The 18,557-nt window shown below is 71.1% G+C and carries 15 protein-coding genes; 11 read left to right on the plus strand and 4 right to left on the minus strand.

Annotated elements, in window-relative coordinates; all coding sequences use genetic code 11:
• The first annotated feature begins 45 nt into the window (after positions 1 to 45).
• Positions 46 to 1,470, plus strand: a complete 1,425-nt coding sequence (locus OHS59_RS24460) for a M20/M25/M40 family metallo-hydrolase (RefSeq protein WP_328495547.1) — start codon at positions 46 to 48, stop codon at positions 1,468 to 1,470.
• A gap of 164 nt (positions 1,471 to 1,634) precedes the next feature.
• Here OHS59_RS24460 and OHS59_RS24465 read toward each other — a convergent pair whose 3' ends face one another.
• Positions 1,635 to 2,381, minus strand: coding sequence for an SLATT domain-containing protein (locus OHS59_RS24465; protein ID WP_328495548.1), 747 nt, complete (start codon positions 2,379 to 2,381; stop codon positions 1,635 to 1,637).
• A 311-nt stretch (positions 2,382 to 2,692) separates the two neighbouring features.
• Here OHS59_RS24465 and OHS59_RS24470 point away from each other — a divergent pair, with 311 nt between their 5' ends.
• The 7 genes from OHS59_RS24470 to OHS59_RS24500 all read left to right on the plus strand — a co-directional run bounded on the left by OHS59_RS24470 (position 2,693) and on the right by OHS59_RS24500 (position 9,950).
• Positions 2,693 to 3,037 (plus strand): YbaB/EbfC family nucleoid-associated protein, encoded by a 345-nt coding sequence (locus OHS59_RS24470; RefSeq protein ID WP_189773117.1) that lies wholly within the window; start codon positions 2,693 to 2,695, stop codon positions 3,035 to 3,037.
• A gap of 110 nt (positions 3,038 to 3,147) precedes the next feature.
• Entirely contained in the window at positions 3,148 to 3,747 is a 600-nt protein-coding gene (recR, locus tag OHS59_RS24475) for a recombination mediator RecR (RefSeq protein WP_189773119.1), read from the plus strand.
• Positions 3,748 to 3,821: 74 nt separating this feature from the next.
• On the plus strand, positions 3,822 to 4,487 hold the full coding sequence (locus tag OHS59_RS24480) for a DUF5063 domain-containing protein (RefSeq protein ID WP_328495549.1): 666 nt from the start codon (positions 3,822 to 3,824) through the stop codon (positions 4,485 to 4,487).
• 524 nt (positions 4,488 to 5,011) lie between these two features.
• A complete protein-coding gene (locus tag OHS59_RS24485; protein ID WP_328495550.1) occupies positions 5,012 to 6,286 on the plus strand; it encodes an aspartate kinase in 1,275 nt (424 codons plus the stop codon).
• Positions 6,287 to 6,314: 28 nt separating this feature from the next.
• Positions 6,315 to 7,364 (plus strand): aspartate-semialdehyde dehydrogenase, encoded by a 1,050-nt coding sequence (locus tag OHS59_RS24490; RefSeq protein WP_328495551.1) that lies wholly within the window; start codon positions 6,315 to 6,317, stop codon positions 7,362 to 7,364.
• A 394-nt stretch (positions 7,365 to 7,758) separates the two neighbouring features.
• Positions 7,759 to 8,427, plus strand: coding sequence for a SigE family RNA polymerase sigma factor (locus OHS59_RS24495; RefSeq protein ID WP_328495552.1), 669 nt, complete (start codon positions 7,759 to 7,761; stop codon positions 8,425 to 8,427).
• Complete coding sequence (locus OHS59_RS24500; RefSeq protein WP_328495553.1) at positions 8,424 to 9,950, plus strand: hypothetical protein; 1,527 nt, start codon at positions 8,424 to 8,426, stop codon at positions 9,948 to 9,950. The genes OHS59_RS24495 and OHS59_RS24500 overlap by 4 nt, the downstream gene beginning before the upstream one ends.
• Before the next feature lie 46 nt (positions 9,951 to 9,996).
• On the opposite strand, the gene OHS59_RS24505 is transcribed toward OHS59_RS24500, so the two are convergent.
• From OHS59_RS24505 to OHS59_RS24515, 3 genes are all read right to left on the minus strand, one after another.
• The gene (locus OHS59_RS24505; protein ID WP_328495554.1) at positions 9,997 to 10,875 is read right to left on the minus strand and encodes an SURF1 family protein; all 879 of its coding nucleotides are present in this window, start codon (positions 10,873 to 10,875) and stop codon (positions 9,997 to 9,999) included.
• A 161-nt stretch (positions 10,876 to 11,036) separates the two neighbouring features.
• On the minus strand, positions 11,037 to 12,881 hold the full coding sequence (locus tag OHS59_RS24510; RefSeq protein ID WP_328495555.1) for a S9 family peptidase: 1,845 nt from the start codon (positions 12,879 to 12,881) through the stop codon (positions 11,037 to 11,039).
• Between the two features lie 135 nt (positions 12,882 to 13,016).
• Positions 13,017 to 15,095, minus strand: a complete 2,079-nt coding sequence (locus tag OHS59_RS24515) for a potassium channel family protein (protein WP_328499336.1) — start codon at positions 15,093 to 15,095, stop codon at positions 13,017 to 13,019.
• A 264-nt stretch (positions 15,096 to 15,359) separates the two neighbouring features.
• Here OHS59_RS24515 and OHS59_RS24520 point away from each other — a divergent pair, with 264 nt between their 5' ends.
• From OHS59_RS24520 to OHS59_RS24530, 3 genes are all read left to right on the plus strand, one after another.
• On the plus strand, positions 15,360 to 16,406 hold the full coding sequence (locus OHS59_RS24520) for a permease (RefSeq protein WP_443061492.1): 1,047 nt from the start codon (positions 15,360 to 15,362) through the stop codon (positions 16,404 to 16,406).
• Positions 16,403 to 17,206 carry a TIGR03943 family putative permease subunit gene (locus OHS59_RS24525; protein WP_328495556.1) on the plus strand — a complete coding sequence of 268 codons (804 nt, stop codon included), beginning with the start codon at positions 16,403 to 16,405 and terminating at the stop codon, positions 17,204 to 17,206. The genes OHS59_RS24520 and OHS59_RS24525 overlap by 4 nt, the downstream gene beginning before the upstream one ends.
• A gap of 164 nt (positions 17,207 to 17,370) precedes the next feature.
• The gene (locus tag OHS59_RS24530) at positions 17,371 to 18,333 is read left to right on the plus strand and encodes an SMP-30/gluconolactonase/LRE family protein (protein ID WP_328495557.1); all 963 of its coding nucleotides are present in this window, start codon (positions 17,371 to 17,373) and stop codon (positions 18,331 to 18,333) included.
• The last annotated feature ends 224 nt before the right edge of the window (positions 18,334 to 18,557 follow it).

The following is an 18,557-nucleotide window of genomic DNA, read 5'->3' on the forward strand; positions in this document are numbered from 1 at the left end:
CGCGGGCCCCTTGCCTGCGATTGACGCGTACACAACCATCAGTCCATGCGACCCATGCGACCTGTGAGCCCCAGCAGAAGAACCGTTCTGGCCGCGACGGCAGCCGCCGGAGCCGCCTCGGTGGGTACGGCGACGACGGCGACCGCGGCACCCGGGGCGTCCCCGGCGGACGCGCGCCCGCCGGCCACCGCCCAGCCCCCCTCCCGCGAACTCCGGGCCCTCTTACGGGAGATAGACCCCGACCGCATCGAGGCGACCGTCCGCCGGCTCGTCTCCTTCGGCACCCGGCACACCCTCTCCACCCAGGACGACCCGGACCGCGGGATCGGCGCGGCCCGCGACTGGATCCTCGCGGAGATGCGCTCGTACGCCGCCCGGTCCGGCGGCCGGATGACGGCCGAACTCCAGTCGTACGTCCAGGAACCCGCGCCCCGCGTTCCCACCGCCACCCGCATCACGAACGTGCTGGCGACCCTGCGCGGCTCGGTCACCCCGGAGCGGGTGTACGTCGTCTCGGGGCACTACGACTCCCGCGTCACCGATGTCATGGACGCCACCTCGGACGCCCCGGGCGCGGACGACGACGCGTCGGGCGTGGCCGTCGCGATGGAACTGGCCCGGGTCATGGCCACCCGCCGCCCCGCCGCCACGATCGTCTTCGCGGCGGTGGCGGGGGAGGAGCAGGGCCTGTACGGAGCCGCTCACATGGCGTCCCGGTTCAAGGCGGCCGGTGCGGACGTGCAGGCCATGTTCACGAACGACATCGTGGGCGCGTCGAGGGCGGACGACGGCACGCGGGACCCCTACACGATCCGCCTCTTCGCGGAGGGCGTGCCGACGTCGGAGACCCCGGAGCAGGCGGCGACGCGCCGTTCGGTGGGCGGCGAGAACGACTCACCGTCGCGCCAGCTGGCCCGTTTCGTGCGGGACACGGCGGACAACCCGGCGACGGGTATGCGGGTACGGGTCGTCTACCGGCGTGACCGCTACCGCCGGGGCGGCGACCACATCCCCTTCCTGGAGCAGGGGTATCCGGCGGCCCGTTTCACCGAGCCCGCCGAGGACTTCGCCCATCAGCACCAGGATGTGCGGGTCGAGGACGGCAAGCAGTACGGGGACCTGCCGGAGTTCTGCGACTTCCCCTTCACGGCCCGGGTCGCCCGGGTCAACGCGGCCGCGCTCTGGACCCTGGCGCAGGCCCCGGCCGCGCCGCGCGACGCGAGGATCCTCACCGCCGCGCTCACGAACTCCACGCAGCTGGTGTGGAGCCGGGGCTCCGAACCGGACCTCGCCGGTTACGAGGTCGTCTGGCGCGAGACCACGGCGCCCGAGTGGACCCACGTGATCCCGGTGGGCGACGTGACGTCCCACGAGGTGGATCTGTCCAAGGACAACGTCTTCTTCGGCGTGAGAGCGCTGAACAGAGCGGGCCTGAGGGGCCCGGTGTCGTTCCCGTCCCCCCAGACCTGACAGTCCCGTCACCGACTCGGGGGTGCTGCCCCCGAACCCCCGGTCCGGCTGATCTCAGCCCGTCCGGCGTTTGAGGACGAGCGCGAAGCGCGATACCGGGGGCGAGGGGGCGAAGCCCCCACGCAGTGACGGGAAGGGTAGGGGCGGCGGGGGCGAAAAAGGCCCTACCGAGGCTCGGGCGGCCGCTGCCGAGGCATGTTGGGCCGGGCCCCAGGAGGCAGCGGCGGCCGCCCAACCGGCGCGACATCCCCCCGCACACCCTCACCCACCCCCGCCTGAACGGCCGACGGAACTCCCCCGGCCCGAAACTCCACCATCCAGTCCGAGGTCTCCACCCGCACCAGCTCCGTCACATCCTCGGAGAACCTCCGCAACACCCCGAGACACCGTTCGGCCGCCTCCCCGGCGGTCCCCTCGGCCGGCCCGAGAACCTCCCGCACGCACTCGGACGCCCAGTCGAACTGAAGAACCTGCAGCCGCCGCTGCACGGCCTGCGCGGTCGCCACGTCCCTTATCCACCCGGAGGTCACCCCGAAGTAGCGGTCCCCCGCCACACAGGCGACGGCCGCCAGCAACGCCAGATACCCCCAGGCGGCGCCCCCGCCGAGCACCCCGGCGAGGTCCAGCAGGGGGAGCGCGGCCCCGGCGAGGGCTCCCGCGGCGGCCCCGGCCCGCAGGGCCCGTGCCCCCCGCCGTTTCCACACCCGGTCGGTGAGGTACCAGGACGCGGTGGTGAGCGCGCCGGTCTCCACCCACCGGTAGAGCTCGTCGAGCCGCTCGGCCGGTTCCCCCCAGTCGCCGAGCGGAAAGGCCCGTCCCATCAGGTCGCCGGCCTCCACCGGACTCCCGCCCCGCCCGTCGCCCCGGCCGTCCCGGGCCGACCCCTCGGGCTGCATGTCCGGCTGGCTCACCCGAGGCTCCCTCATCGTGATGTGCGTGACGTTCCATAACAGTGTGTGACGGAAATGTGGCGCGAGGTGCTGATGCGCAGCACCCTTACTACCTCCCAATGGGTGGCGATGGCCCCGTTTTCAGCGCTTTTCCGCTCGGATGTGGGCCCTGGTCAGGTATAGGCCAAGCCGCCCTCTCACTCGAAAGAGTGTCGAAGCGACGGCCCGGTAGACCACGTAGGCTCGTGCCAAGGCGGAATTCGCGCCGGTAAGCCGTATCCGAAGGCAGTACTCACCGCAGTACTCACAGCCGTACGAACCAGGAGCTGATCGTGATTCCCGGTGGTGGCCAGCCCAATATGCAGCAGCTGCTCCAGCAGGCCCAGAAGATGCAACAGGACCTCGCGAACGCCCAGGAGGAGCTGGCGCGGACCGAGGTCGACGGTCAGGCGGGCGGCGGCCTGGTGAAGGCGACGGTGACGGGCTCCGGCGAACTGCGCGGCCTGGTCATCGACCCGAAGGCCGTGGACCCCGAGGACACCGAGACCCTCGCCGACCTGATCGTCGCGGCGGTCCAGGCGGCCAACGAGAACGCCCAGGCGCTCCAGCAGCAGAAGCTCGGCCCGCTCACCCAGGGGCTGGGCGGCGGCAGCGGCATCCCCGGCCTGCCGTTCTAAGTCAACCCGGCGGTCCCTTCTAAGAAGGCCGACCGCCAACTACCGTACGTACGAAGAGAGCAAGCGCGACTACGGTACGTACAGAGTCCGTGGGAACAGGAAGGCAATCCGTGTACGAAGGCGTGGTCCAGGACCTCATCGACGAGCTGGGGCGACTGCCCGGCGTCGGTCCCAAGAGCGCGCAGCGGATCGCCTTCCACATCCTCCAGGCGGAGCCGACGGACGTACGCCGGCTCGCGCAGTGCCTCATGGAGGTCAAGGCGAAGGTCCGCTTCTGCGCCACCTGCGGGAACGTGGCGCAGGAGGAGCTGTGCAACATCTGCCGCGACCCGCGCCGCGACCTCTCGGTCATCTGTGTGGTCGAGGAGCCGAAGGACGTGGTCGCGGTCGAGCGGACCCGCGAGTTCCGGGGCAAGTACCACGTGCTCGGCGGTGCGATCAGCCCGATCGAGGGCGTGGGACCGGACGACCTGCGCATAAGGGAACTGCTGGCGCGGCTCGCCGACGGCGCGGTCACGGAGCTGATCCTGGCAACGGACCCGAACCTGGAGGGCGAGGCCACGGCCACCTACCTCGCCCGCATGATCAAGCCCATGGGTCTGCGGGTCACCCGCCTCGCCAGCGGGCTGCCGGTGGGCGGTGACCTTGAGTACGCCGACGAGGTCACCCTGGGCCGCGCCTTCGAGGGAAGGCGGCTGCTGGATGTCTGAACGACTGGTTGATGTACGGAACGAAGTTCTTGACGAACTTCTCCACGGAGTTCTTGAGGAAGGCCGGCTTCTAGATGTCTGACGCCACGCTGCACGCGACCGCTCCGGACCCCGACGACTTCTCGGTCCAGATCGCGGATCAGATCGAGAGCTTCCTCGTCGCCGTGACAGAGGTCGCGAGAGGCGACGAGCCCGACTCGGCCGTCCCCTTCCTGCTCCTGGAGGTCTCCCAGCTCCTGCTGGCCGGCGGCCGTCTGGGCGCGCACGAGGACATCCTTCCCGACGAGCGCTACGAGCCGGACCTGGGCCCCGAGCCGGACGTCGACGAGCTGCGCGAACGTCTCGCCGAGATGCTCGACCCGGTCGACGTCTACTCCGAGGTCTTCGACCCGTACGAGCCCCGCAAGCCCCCGGTCCCGGCCCGGATCTCGGACGACCTGGCCGATGTCATGGCGGATCTGCGCCACGGCATGGCCCACTACCGGGCCGGCCGCACCACGGAGGCCATGTGGTGGTGGCAGTTCTCGTACTTCTCGAACTGGGGCTCCACCGCCTCGGCCACCCTCCGCGCCCTCCAGTCCCTGGTGGCGCACGTCCGCCTGAACCAGCCCCTGCAGGAGCTGGACGGCCTGGACACCGACCAGGAGCTGAGCGAGGCCGCCCTCGAAGAGGAGGCGGGCCGCGTGATGGCGGAGGAGATCGCGGCTCCGCTGGGCCTGGGACTGCGCAAGGTCAAGTAGCGCGGAGACGACGCGGCGTACGAGGGTGGGACCGGATACCTACGGCCCCACCCTCTCCAGTACCTGGACTTCAGGGAGCGCGAGCGAGAAGCGATCAGCCTCCGGTGGTACGAGGTCGCCACGACCCCCACCGTCGTCCCCGTACGTGACACCGAACCCGCCGCCGGTGATCCCCGCCCCCGCCCGGGCCGCGTCCATCGCCGCAGCTCAGCCCGGCGTCCGGGGCCCGGCTCAGGGGGCACGTCGGACGGGGCACCCGAAATCCACCCTCACGCGTGTGACCCGGCGCACTTTGCGAGTGAGCCGAGTCCCGGCCGGGCAGATGCGGTCCTGGAGCGGCCGGAGGGCCGGACGACGGACGCCGACCGATCGGACGTCCGTACGGCCGGGTCCGACCGGCCCGGGTGATCAGCAAGTGAGCGGGACGTCTCACGATGCGATATCGCCCGGGTGGAATTCGGCCGCTCGTTAGACTGAGCCGACCGCAGTCGTGCGGTACGAGACGGACTGAGCGAGGAGCGCACGTGGGCCTTGTCGTGCAGAAGTACGGAGGTTCCTCCGTAGCCGATGCCGAGGGCATCAAGCGTGTCGCCAAGCGAATCGTCGACGCCAAGAAGAACGGCCATCAGGTCGTTGTCGTGGTGTCGGCGATGGGTGACACGACGGATGAGCTGATCGATCTCGCCGAGCAGGTATCCCCGATCCCTGCCGGGCGTGAGTTCGACATGCTGCTGACCGCCGGAGAGCGGATCTCCATGGCCCTGCTGGCCATGGCGATCAAAAACCTGGGCCACGAGGCCCAGAGCTTCACCGGCAGCCAGGCAGGCGTGATCACCGACTCCGTCCACAACAAAGCGCGCATCATCGATGTCACGCCGGGCCGCATCAGGACGGCGCTCGACGAGGGCAACATCGCGATCGTCGCCGGGTTCCAGGGCGTCAGCCAGGACAAGAAGGACATCACCACACTGGGCCGCGGCGGGTCCGACACGACCGCCGTCGCCCTCGCTGCCGCCCTCGACGCCGAGGTCTGCGAGATCTACACGGACGTCGACGGTGTGTTCACCGCCGACCCGCGGGTGGTGAAGAAGGCCCGGAAGATCGACTGGATCTCCTCCGAGGACATGCTGGAGCTCGCCGCCTCCGGCTCCAAGGTGCTGCTGCACCGCTGCGTCGAGTACGCACGCCGTTACAACATCCCGATCCACGTCCGCTCGTCCTTCTCGGGACTGCCGGGCACCTGGGTCAGCAACGAGAATCCGCAAGGGGACGCGCAGGTGGAGCACGCCATCATCTCCGGAGTCGCGCACGACATCTCCGAAGCCAAGATCACGGTCGTCGGAGTCCCGGACAAGCCGGGCGAGGCCGCGGTGATCTTCCGGGCCATCGCGGACGCCGAGGTCAACATCGACATGATCGTGCAGAACGTGTCCGCGGCCTCCACGGGCCTCACGGACATCTCCTTCACCCTTCCCAAGTCGGAGGGCCGCAAGGCCATCGACGCGCTGAAGAAGGCCAAGGACGCGATCGGCTTCGACTCGCTGCGCTACGACGACCAGATCGGCAAGATCTCCCTGGTCGGCGCGGGTATGAAGACCAACCCGGGCGTCACCGCCTCGTTCTTCCAGGCGCTGTCCGACGCGGGCGTGAACATCGAGCTGATCTCGACCTCCGAGATCCGCATCTCGGTCGTGACCCGCCAGGACGACGTCAACGAGGCCGTGCGCGCCGTGCACACCGCCTTCGGACTCGACTCCGACAGCGACGAGGCCGTCGTCTACGGAGGCACCGGACGATGACCGTCCTCTCGTACGGAGGCGTACGACGATGACCGGGCGGCCGACGCTCGCGGTCGTGGGCGCGACCGGAGCCGTCGGCACGGTCATGCTCCAGATCCTGTCCCAGCACGCGGACATCTGGGGCGAGATCCGCCTGGTCGCCTCACCGCGCTCGGCCGGCCGCAAGCTGGCCGTGCGCGGCGAGCAGGTCGAGGTGGTGGCCCTCACCGAGGAGGCCTTCGACGGGGTCGACGTCGCCATGTTCGACGTACCCGACGAGGTGGCCGAGCGCTGGGCGCTGGTGGCGGCCGCCAAGGGTGCCGTCGTGGTCGACAACTCCGGCGCGTTCCGGATGGACCCCGAGGTGCCGCTCGTGGTGCCCGAGGTCAATCCGCACGCCGCCCGCGTCCGGCCGCGCGGCATCATCGCCAACCCCAACTGCACGACCCTTTCGATGATCGTGGCCCTGGGCGCGCTGCACGCCGAGTTCGGGCTGCGCGAGCTGGTGGTGTCCTCGTACCAGGCGGTGAGCGGGGCCGGGCAGCGTGGCGTCGACACCCTGCGGCAGCAGCTGAAACTCGTTGCCGGTACGGAACTGGGGACGACCCCCGGCGACGTACGACGGGCCGTGGGGGACAACACCGGGCCGTTCCCGGAACCGGTGGCGCTCAATGTGGTGCCGTGGGCCGGGACCGTGCGTGAGGACGGCTGGTCCTCGGAGGAGATGAAGGTGCGGGACGAGTCCCGCAAGATCCTCGGACTGCCGAAACTGCCCGTCGCCGTCACGTGTGTCCGTGTGCCGGTCGTCACTGTGCACTCCCTGACCGTCCACGCCCGTTTCCAGGGCGAGGTGACGGTGGGCAGGGCGCGGGAGATCCTCGCCACGGCGCCCGGGGTGGTGCTCTTCGACAACCCGGAGGCGGGGGAGTTCCCGACACCGGCCGACGTCGTCGGTACGGACCCCACCTGGGTCGGGCGGGTGCGCCGGGCCCTCGACGACCCGACGGCGCTGGAGCTCTTCGTCTGCGGGGACAACCTGCGCAAGGGTGCCGCGCTGAACACCGCGCAGATCGCCGAACTGGTGGCGGCCGAGCTCTGACCTGGCCCGGGAGCCGTCGGCTCCCGGGCGGATCGGCGATCCGGTGTCCTGTGCGGGCGGCTCCGGACAGGAAATCCGCTGGTCGTAAGTTGAATGTTTTGTAGGATCTGTGCGACTTCTGTGGTTCGATCGTGGCCGAAGCTGTGGTCCGGACCACTTGAATCCAAGCCTCTGGCGTTCGACGATTTTCCTCCCCGTTCTCCGCAACCGCGCGGAGGGCGGGGAGCGTCTTTGCGGTCGCCCTTCAGGGGTGACCGGACGCCACGTTCATATGGGGCATAGGGGATGAGCTTTTACGTATGAGGACACTTAGCGCACCGTCTGTTCCGCAGTCCGACGTAAAAGTGATGCCTGCCGCGTACAACCCCGACGGGGGGACGCGTGTCCAACTGGCGTGGCTGAGGTACTCGAATTCACTGTGGCGACGCGGGGCACGACCCTTCGTCCGCCCCGCCGACCCCGCACGTCCGGCGCGTCCGGCGGCGGCATGCCGGTGATCGCCCCCATGCCCGCAGCGCGGCCGACCCGCATCCCGAATCAGCGTGAAGGCGCTGACGAGGCCCTGGCGGCCGGCACCACCGTCGACCATCTGACCGAGACCTACCGCGCCCACTACAGGTCGCTCCTCGGCCTCGCGGCGCTGCTCCTCGACGACACCGCGTCCTGCGAGGACGTCGTCCAGGAGGCCTTCATCCGGGTGCACTCGGCGCGCAAGCGCGTGCGTGACCCGGAGAAGACGCTCGCCTACCTGCGCCAGACCGTCGTCAACCTCTCGCGCTCCGCACTGCGTCGGCGCATCCTCGGCCTGAAGCTCCTCTCCAAGCCGATGCCCGACATGGCGAGCGCGGAGGAGGGCGCGTACGACCTGCTGGAGCGCGACGCCCTGATCAAGGCGATGAAGGGACTCCAGAGACGCCAGCGCGAGGTCCTCGTCCTGCGGTACTTCGCGGACATGACCGAGGCGCAGGTCGCCGAGACCCTCGGCGTCTCGCTGGGCTCGGTGAAGGCGTACGGGTCGCGAGGCATCGCCGCGCTGCGCGTCGCCATGGAGGCACCGGCATGAGCGGGTACGACGAACGAGCACGCCACGACGAGCACGGTCGCCACGGCGACGACGACGAGCAAGAGCAGCACGCTGGGAACGGAACTGTGAATCACGGCCCCTCGGAGAACTCGGGCCCGGAAGAGTCGGGCCCCTCGGACACGCAAGGCCGCCCGGCGGAACGCTCGCCGGACGGTCCCTCGGACGAATCACCGGGCACGCCCCTGGAGAACGCCTCCGGCGACGCGTCGGAGAAGACCTCCGACGACGCACCGACCAAGGCTTCGGGCAAGGGCTCGGGCGACGGCTCGGCCAAGGGTTCTGGCAGCCTGCCGGGCGACGTGCCGGACGTCTCCTCCTCGGGTGACTCCTCGGACGGTTCCTCGGACGACTCCGGTACGGAGTCCGCGAGCCCGGAGCCGGGACGCGCGGGCGGGTCCGGCGCCGACGGGCCCGGCCTCCCCGGTCCGGGGTTCGGTGCCGGTCTCGGTGCCGACGACTCCGGTGCGGACGGCTCCGGGGACGACGGCTCCGGGGACGACGGGTCCGCAACGGACGTGTTCGGCTCCGACGAGTTGGCCCTGCGGCGGCTGCTGCACCAGGCCGTGGAGGAGATCGAGCCGACCGACGGCACGCTGGACCATCTGCGGCGGGCGGTACCGGCCAGGCGGGCGCGCAAGCGCCAGGCCCTCGTCGGTATGGCCGCCGCCGCGCTCTTCATCGGCACGGCCGTCCCGGCCCTCGTGCACGTCTCGAACTCGACGGGCCCCAACGCCGACCCGTCCGTGGTCGGCAAGTCCTCGGCCACCCAGGGTGGCGCGAACGAGGGCAAGGAAGCCTCCTCGGGGAACGGCTCCGGCGGTTCCGGGGGCTCCTCCAAGGGCTCGGGCAAGGGTGACAAGAAGGGCGACACCGGCAAGGGCAAGGGAGGCGACGGCGGGACCTCCGGGGCCCAGCCCACCAACTCCACCGCGGTCTCGTCCACCTGCACGACGACGCAGCTCATCGCCGGCAGCGGCGGCGCGGGCGCACCCGACGCCGCCGGCGTGGTCTACGGCACCTTCACCGTCACCAACGTCTCCACCACCGGCTGTACGGTCGTCGGCGACGGCTCGGTCTCCCCGATCGCGGTGGGCGCCGCGGACCAGTCGAAGCTCAGCGCGGTTCCCCATGTGGCGGGCGACGCGGCCTCCGGGCTCCCCGACCCGTCCACCTACGCCTCCTCCCTGGTGCTGCAGCCGGGCCAGGCGTACTACGTGAAGTTCGCCTGGGTGCCGTCGGAGACCTGCCCGACCAGTGGAGGCAGCGGCGGCGGGGACCCCTCGCCCGACCCGACCCCCACGGAGAACCCCAGCGGTGGCAGCGGCGGTACCTCCGAGGGCGCCACCGGCGAGGAAACCCAGCTCATGAGGGCCGACGGGACCGTCGACGGAAGCGTCAGCGTGTCCTACGCGGCCGAGGGCGGCGCACCCGCGGCCTCGACGACCGTGCCCAACGCGTGTGCCGGGACGGTCATCAGGACCGGCGTGCTGGCCGGCTCCTGACCACGGCGGGCCCGGGCTGCGGCCCGGGCCTGTGCCGGCCGCCGTATCAGGCGCTGGGCGAGGAAGCGCTGGGCGAGGAAGCGGTGGGGGCCGAAGCGAGGCGCTCGCCCTCCGCCGGAGTCTCCTCCGTGCGATCCGCGGGGGCCCTGGGATCCGTGGGGTCCTCGGAATCCGTGAGGCCCAGCTCCGCGTCCTGCGCGAACTCCACCTCGCGCCGCATCAGCCGGAACCACATGAAGACCACGAAGCCCGCGAAGACGAACCACTCACCGGTGTAGCCCAGGTTCTGAAAGGCCTTCAGGTCCAGGCCCGTGTCCGAAGCCGCCGCGGCGGGCACGGCCTTCATCCCCGGGTCGGCTTCGGCGAGCGTGATCCACGCGTCGTACATCTTGTACGGCACGAGGTTCACCAGCGACGCCGAGCTGATCGCGCCGGTCTGTCCGGCGGGGAGCCCGCCGGCCGCGGGCACGCCGTTCGACCCGGGTGTCTCCGATGCCTGGAGCGCGCCGGTCACGGTGACCTCGCCGGCCGGAGCCGCCGGGGCCTTCGCGGTGTCGGCGTCACCGGCGAGCCAGCCCCGGACCACCGGCAGGGCCCTGCCGTCGTCGGTGCGCAGCATCGTCAGGACGTAGAAGCCGCGCTTGTCGTCCAGCTCCCGGCCGGGCACGAGCAACTGCTTCCCGTACCGGCCCGTCGCCGTGGCCTGCTTGCCCGACGTCTTCTTGTCCACCGGCAGCAGCCGGGCGAGCGGCCGCGGAGCCTGGGTCTTGGCCGCCGAGGCCTGTGCGCCGGCGTCTCGGTGGTCCTGGACCCGGTCCTCGAACCGGCTCAACTGCCATGACCCCATGAACACACAGAAGGGGATGGCCAACAGCACGAAGACGTTGATCCCCCACCAGCGGGGCGTCAGCAGGAACCGGTACACAACCCCAAAGGTACGGGGCCCTTGCGGGGAGCGCGGTCGAGGGGGGTGCCTCAGCCCCGGCCCCGCCTGCAAGGGCCCCGGTGCCACGGACGGACTCCGGCGGCCTGCGGCGGTTCCCGGCGGTCTGCGGCGGCGACGGCTACCGGTGGCCGCCGCCGCGGTCAGCCGCCCAGGTGCCGCTCCGCGAAGTCCAGCTCCAGCCGGACCTGCTTGATCCGCTCGTCCACGACCAGCGAACCGTGCCCCGCGTCGTAGCGGTACACCTCGTGGTCCGCGTGCCGCGCCGCCAGCCGGGTCACGTAGTTCTCGACCTGACGGATGGGGCAGCGCGGGTCGTTGACCCCGGCGGAGATGTAGACCGGTGCCTTCACCGCGTCGACGTACGTCAGCGGGGACGACGCCTCGAAGCGCTCCGGAACCTCCTCCGGAGTGCCACCGAGCAGCGTGCGGTCCATCGCCTTCAGTGCCTCCATCTCGTCGTGGTAGGCCGTCACGTAGTCCGCGACCGGTACCGCGGCGATGCCGAGCGCCCACGCGTCGGGCTGCGTACCCAGACCGAGCAGGGTGAGGTAGCCGCCCCACGAGCCGCCGGTCAGGATCAGCCGGTCGGGGTCGGCGGACCCGGACGAGACCGCCCACTCCCGTACGGCCTCGATGTCCTCGAGCTCGATCAGACCGACCCGGTGCTTCAGAGCGTCCGTCCACTCGCGCCCGTACCCCGTGGAACCCCGGTAGTTGACCCGGATCACCATGTATCCGTGGTCCACCCAGGCCGCCGGGCCCGCCGCGAACGAGTCGCTGTCGTGCCAGGTCGGGCCGCCGTGGATGTCGAAGACGGTCGGGAGGGGACCGCCGGCTCCGGCCGGCCGCTGCACGAGGGCGTGGATGCGGCCGCCGGGACCCGTCACCCACACGTCCTCGACGGGCACGGACTTCGGGGCCTTCATGCCGGGCGGGTCCAGGACGACCTCGCCGGACGTCGAGCGGACCACCGGCGCCTCGGCGGAGGACGACCACAGGTACTCCACGCTGCCGTCCGGGCGGGCCGTCGCCCCCGACACCGAGCCCTTCGGCGTCCGCACCCGCTCCAGGCCGCGGGTCGCCAGGTCGAACCGCCACAGCTCGCTGCGCGCCTCGAAGCTGTTGACGACGAGCAGGGCGGAGCCGTCCGGATACCACTCGGCGCTCAGGTCGCCGTCCAGCTGCGAGGTCAGCGCCAGGTCCGTCTCCTCGCCGGACAGCACGTCCCACACCATGGGCTCCCAGCGTCCGCGCCGCTGGTGTCCGACGAGCAGCCGGGTGTCCCCGCCGACCGGGGCGAAGCCCAGCACCTCCAGGCCCAGCTCGGCCGTGCCGCCCTTGGTGTCGTCCAGCTCGGACACCGCGGAACCGTCGATCCGCAGCACCCGCAGCGCGGAGTGCATCGCGTCGCCGTGCTCGGTGTGCTCGATCGCGATCAGCGAACCGTCGTGCGAGAGGTCGCCGACGCCCGCCGACTCCCGGTGCCGGTAGACCTCGACGGGGTCCTCACCGGTCCGGCTGACGTAGATCGTCGAACCGTCCTCGTCGGTCGACCTGCCGACGATCGCCGTCCGCCCGTCCCGCCCGAGCGCGAGTCCTGCGGGGTAGGAGGGGTCGAGCCCGGGAGCCGCGGGTGCGTCGGGCCCGCCCGTGCCGCCCGCACCGTCGTCCGGCCCGGAGAAGGGCTGTCGTCGCCAGATTCCGAACTCGTCGCCGTCCTTGTCGTCGAACCACCAGATCCACTCGCCGTCGGGCGACAGCACACCGTCCGTCGTCCCGTTCGGCCGGTCCGTGACCTGGCGCTGGGCGCCCGTGTCACGGTCCCACGCGTACAACTCGTACGTCCCTGTCGCGTTCGAGACGAACAGGGACCGGTGCGGGGCGTCCTCCGCCCAGTCCGGCAAGGACACCCGCGGCGCCCGGAAGCGCTTCTCCCATTCGGGCATGGTTCCCTCGTGCGGGATGGCCTCGTTGCTCTCAGTCATGGCCCCATATTGCACGCACCGGACGACATCGTGCTGACGAGGCCCTCAGCCTGTGGAAAACTCCCCGGCCGGAGCGGGCCGAACCCCGGCCGAACCACGGCTGACCTTCGAATTCCCGCAGTTCAGGGTTGATTGTCAGTGGCCGGGTGCATTGTTTCGGGTACGTCGTCCCAGCAGTTCGGCGAGACCTCGGCGGGTGGCGGCGATGACGACGCGGTCGCCGGAGCCGAGCACGTAGTTCGGGGGCAGGTCCCAGACCAGACCCGAGGGGCGGTCGGGGGCCGAGGTGTCGCGGTCGCGGTCCGGAGCCGCCGGGGGCGCGGGGCGGTTCGGCGCGGGCTGGGCGGCGTCGGACGGCGGACGGGCGCGGCGACCGTCCGGGACGACTGCGCCCTGGCCCGTCGCGCTCTGGGCCGCCGTGTCCAGGGCGAGGACCCGCCAGGCTCCCGCGCGGAACGCCTCGGCGACGGTACGGCCCTCGAGATGCGGATGCCCCGCGACGTCCAGGGCCGCGAAGAGCAGCACCCGGCGTTCCACGGGAATCGCCCCCAGGATCTGGCGGCCCATCATCGCTCCGGCGAAGGCGGGCGCGGCCAGGTGGGAGACGCTGCGGCTGCGGGTGAGCGCGTGCGGGTGGGTGGCGCGCAGGGTGCGGTAGACGGCCGTGGCGAAGTCGTCGTCGTACAGGCGCAGGACGACGCGCAGATCGGGGCGCACCGACCGTGCGTACAGGGCGGCTTCGAGGTTGGTGGTGTCGGCGCTGGTCAGGGCGAGCAGAGCGTGCGCCCGGTGGATCTTCGCGGCTTCCAGGACGCCTTCCTGGGTGACGTCGCCGAGGACGACGGGCACGCGCAGCCGACGTGCCAGGTTGAGCCCGCGTGCCTCGGGGTCGGCCTCGACGCACACCACGGGGATCTGGAGTTCGCGGAGGCGCGCGAGGACTCGCGTACCGATCTTGCCGACGCCGAGGAGGACGACGTGCCCGGAGAGTCCGCGGGGCGGCTTCCGCAGCGCCGACCCGCTGCGGAACGTACCGAGGCCTTCGAGGACGGCGGCCAGGAGCACGGGAAGCAGCAGCAACCCGACCAGTCCGGAGAGGAGTTGGAGGATCTGACGGCCCAGGGGATCGTCGAGCGCGGGATCGTTGATCGCGAAGAGGTCGAGGAGGGTCAGATAGGTGGCGTGCAGCGGATGGGCGCCAGTGACGAGCATGGACGCGACCGCGAGTGCGACCACACAGGCCACCAGACCGGCGAAGGACCAGCGCAGCCGCCGGGAGAACAGTCTGCCGAGGGGCAGCCCGATGGACATTCCGCCGGGCAGGACACCGCGGCCCGCGGAAAGCGGGGGACCGGAGTACGACACGGTCTCCAGGACGATGGTGCCGCGCCCGGTGGCGGCGGCCACGGACGCCTCGTCGGGCAGCAGCCGCGGCCCGTGCTCGCCGCTGCTCTCCGAACCGTCCGCGCCGGCCGGGTCGTTGGTCGTGGCCGAGAGAAGGGCCAGTGTGCACAGCCCGGGGTCGGCGACCTCCCCGGGTCCGGGCGGCTGCCGTTCCACGGCCCGCAGCATCAGCCCGTCGGTCTGTACGACCTTGCTGGTCCCGGCCACCGCGGTCGCCGCCAGCGCGGGCGCGGCGGTGTCCGCGTCGGAGAGTACGGTCGTGGAGGCGTCGATGTGACCGGGCGCGGGCGAGCCCGTGGACTCGGCGACTCCCGCCATGGCCAGGGCGGACGCCTGGTCGAGCAGGGCCTCGATGTGCTGGCCGAGACGCCGGTTGTAGAGCCGTATGACCAGGCGCAGCCGGGGGTTGAGCCGGCGGGCCATGAGGGCCGCGCGGATGTTGGTCTCGTCGTCGTCATGGACGAGGGCCAGCGCGTCGGCGTGCTCGACCCCGGCCTCGGCGAGCACGGCCTCGGTCAGGACGGCGGCCTCCAACACCTGCCCCGCGCGCGCCCCTTCGGGTCCCCCGGCGCCACCGCTGCCCTCGCCGCTTCCGCTTCCGCCTCCTCCGGTGACGCCGTTGCCCGCGCCGGCCCGGGTCATGGCGGCCGACACCCGGTCGAGCAGCGTCGAGGCGCGGGCCCGTCCCACGACCGGCGGGCGCACGGTCCGTTCGGCGGACGGTACGACCAGCGTCACCCGCTCCCCGTAGACACCGCGCAACTCGGCCGCCAGCCGGTGCGCGAGGGCGTCGTCCCCGCACACCACCATGTGCGCGGCCCGGTTGTTCCGTCCGCTGTCCGGTCCGCTCTGATTCGGAAGGCTCCCCACAACAGCACAGAGTGCCTCACGGGTACGGGTGGTTGCACGGTGGCCTGCCGGAAGGGGGGCGGCGAGCCGGTCCCGGCGCGGGATATCGGGACGGCGCCCCGGGCCCGGCCGGAAACCGGGATGAGAAGCTGTGCCGGAACGGGCGTACTGAAGGTGGAGGGCGATCCACCGACGAAGCCCCTCCCTACCGGAGGTACCTCTCCCGTGACCACAACCAACGCGACGCGGCGCACGGTTGAGAACAGCGAGCCGGACGCCACGTACGACACGGAGGCCAAGGACGCCCCGAACGGACCCGGGGGCTGGCAGTTCAACTCGCCCCTCGTCCTGACCATGCTGCTGCTCGCGGGTGTGGTGCTCCAGGGCCCGATCCGCGGGGCGTTGTCCGCGCCCGTGATGCAGAGCTGGATGACCGTGTTCGTCGCGGTGATCGTGCAGGCGCTGCCCTTCCTCGTGCTCGGCGTGATGCTGTCGGCGGTGATCGCGGTGTTCGTACCGCCGTCGTTCTTCGCCCGCGCGCTGCCGAAGCGGCCGGCCCTCGCGGTGCCGGTCGCGGGGATGGCAGGGGCGGTGCTGCCGGGGTGTGAGTGCGCGTCCGTGCCGGTGGCCGGGGCGTTGGTGCGCCGGGGTGTCACGCCCGCGGCGGCGCTGGCGTTCCTGCTGTCGGCGCCGGCGATCAACCCGATCGTGCTGACGGCGACGGCGGTCGCGTTCCCGGGCGACCCGGAGATGGTCCTGGCGCGTTTCGTGGCGAGCCTGCTGGTGGCCTGCGTGATGGGCTGGCTCTGGCAACGGCTGGGCCGTACCGAGTGGTTGCGCCCGCCGGACCGCCCTTCCTGGGAGGGACTCGGCAAAGGGGCGGCGTTCTGGGGATCGGTACGGCACGACGTGATGCACGCGGGAGGGTTCCTGGTCGTCGGCGCGATGGCCGCGGCCACGCTCAAGGCGGTGGTCCCGGCGGACTGGCTCGGTCTCGCCGCCGACAACATGGTGGTGTCGATCCTCGCCCTGGCGGTCCTGGCCGTACTCCTGTCCATCTGTTCCGAGGCGGACGCCTTCGTGGCCGCGTCCCTCACCCAGTTCTCGCTCACGGCCCGGCTGACGTTCCTCGTCGTCGGCCCGATGATCGACCTGAAACTCTTCGCGATGCAGACGGCCACGTTCGGCCGGGGTTTCGCCCTGCGCTTCGCGCCCGCCACGTTCACGCTGGCCGTCCTGGTGTCGTCCCTGGTCGGGGCGGTGCTGCTGTGAACCGCCAGGCACAGGCAGCCGTGCTCCTCCTCACCGGCGGAGCGATCCTGCACGCGGGCCTCACCGACCTCTATCTGCGGTACGTCAAGGCGGGGTTGAGGCCTTTGCTGCTCGCGGCGGGGGTGGTCCTGATAGCCACGGCGATCGCGACGGTCTGGTACGAACGCCGGTCGCCACGCACGGGGCCGCCCGAGCGGGCTGACACCGATGCCCACGCTCACACCGATGGCGATGGCGATGGCGATGGCGGTGGCGGTGGCGGTGATGGCCATGGCGGTGGCCACGCCCACCGGGAACCCCGTATCGCCTGGCTCATGGTCCTCCCCCTCCTCGCCCTCGTCCTGGTGTCCCCGCCGGCGCTCGGCTCGTACAGCGCGATGCGTACGGGGACGGCGCTGCAGAAACAACCGTGGGGCTTCGCGGAGCTGCCCGCGGGGGACACGGTCCGCCTCAGCCTCGTGGACTACGCGGGCCGCGCCGCGTACGACCGCGGCCGTTCGCTCGACGACCGCCGTATCAGGACGGCGGGCTTCCTGGCGGTGGGCAGCGACGGCACGCCCTACTTGATGCGCATGGCGCTCAGTTGCTGTGCCGCGGACGCCCAACCGGTGAAGATCGGCCTGACCGGCCGCACGCCGACGGTCCTGCGCCCGGACACCTGGCTGGAGGTGACGGGCACGTACACCGGCAAGCAGACGAAGGACCCGGTGAACGACGGCATCATCCCGTTCCTGAACGTCACGGAGACGAAGCCGATCAAGGCTCCCAAGGACCCGTACGACGAGAGCTGGAACGGCTGAGACGGTTGACGTGCCCGCCCGTGAAGTGCCCGCGCGGGCCAAGCTGTCGATCCTCTGTCGATGCGAGGCACGGGCGGGATGGGTGTGGCGGGGTTGAGCCAGGATGAAGGTTCACGGCACGTACGGAGCTGAAGTTCTCAGACCCTCCAAGGAGGCAAGGAACGATGACCCACTCGATCCGCACGACCCGCGAACACCCTTCTCGTCGCACGCTGCTGGGCGGCGCGGCGCTCGCCGCGTTCACGGTGGCGTCGGGGACAGGAACGGTGAACGCGGCCGCGTCGAACTCTCCCGCCACCTGGCCGACGGAGTTCCCCCTGCCCGACGGCTTCCTCCCCGAGGGCATAGCCATCGGCAGAAAGCCGTACGCGTACATGGGCTCGCGCGCGAACGGCGCGATCTACCGCACCGACCTGCGGACGGGCGAGGGCGGGATCCTCTTCGCGGGCGCCACCGGCCTGGTGGCCGTGGGTCTGAAACTGGACCATGACGGCCTGCTGTACGTGGCGGGCAACACGGGAGTGGCCCGTACACACGACTCCCGCACAGGCGATGTCGTGGCAACACATCAACTGAGCGAGGCAACGGGCCACTTCATCAACGACGTGACGTTGCTGGGCGACAGGGCGTGGTTCACGGACTCACGGGCGGCGGCGCTGTACGGAGTCCCGCGAGGCAGGTCCGGAGCGGTACGAACCCTGCCCCTCACCGGCGACTGGGTCCAGCTCCCCGACGTCAACAACGCCAACGGCGTCGTGGGCACCCCGGACGACCGCGCCCTGATCGTGGTCAAGAGCACCCCGGGCGAGCTGTACAAGGTGAACACCCGGACGGGCCACGCCACACGAATCACCCTGATAGGCGCGCCGAACGTCGTGAACGGCGACGGCCTCTACCGCACAGGCCGCACCCTGTACGTGGTCCAGAACCGCCTGAACGTGATCAGCGTGTTCCACCTGAACTCGTCGTCCACGACGGCGACCCTGACGGGCACGATCACGGACCCCCGTTTCGACGTCCCCACCACAGCGGCCCGCTACGCCAACCGCCTGTACCTGGTCAACGCCCGCTTCACGAGCCCCCAGACCCCGGAGACGACATTCACGGGGGTGGCGGTCCCGATCTGACCCGAGAACGGTACTCAGAGGCGGGGCTCCGTAACCGGAGCCCCGCCTTTTTCTGCCCCCGTCCACGTCTCGCCAGGACTCAGGCTGTCTGTTCGATCAATTTGAGCTGTTGTGCAACTTGACAGGCCATCTTGGCGCCGGATGCCTTGTCAGCGAGCTGCGCGTCGTCACCCTTCACCTCGCTGGGCATCCTGACGGGCACGCCGACGTGAGCGTACGCTTCA

Source organism: Streptomyces sp. NBC_00414 (genome assembly GCF_036038375.1).
GTDB lineage: Bacteria > Actinomycetota > Actinomycetes > Streptomycetales > Streptomycetaceae > Streptomyces.

Coding starts and splice junctions, on each gene's coding strand:
- OHS59_RS24460 (WP_328495547.1), top strand. CDS start 46: ATGCGACCCATGCGACCTGTGAGCCCCAGCAGAAGAACCGTTCTGGCC.
- OHS59_RS24480 (WP_328495549.1), top strand. CDS start 3,822: ATGTCTGACGCCACGCTGCACGCGACCGCTCCGGACCCCGACGACTTC.
- OHS59_RS24490 (WP_328495551.1), top strand. CDS start 6,315: ATGACCGGGCGGCCGACGCTCGCGGTCGTGGGCGCGACCGGAGCCGTC.
- OHS59_RS24500 (WP_328495553.1), top strand. CDS start 8,424: ATGAGCGGGTACGACGAACGAGCACGCCACGACGAGCACGGTCGCCAC.
- OHS59_RS24510 (WP_328495555.1), bottom strand. CDS start 12,881: ATGACTGAGAGCAACGAGGCCATCCCGCACGAGGGAACCATGCCCGAA.
- OHS59_RS24515 (WP_328499336.1), bottom strand. CDS start 15,095: ATGGTGGTGTGCGGGGACGACGCCCTCGCGCACCGGCTGGCGGCCGAG.
- OHS59_RS24530 (WP_328495557.1), top strand. CDS start 17,371: ATGACCCACTCGATCCGCACGACCCGCGAACACCCTTCTCGTCGCACG.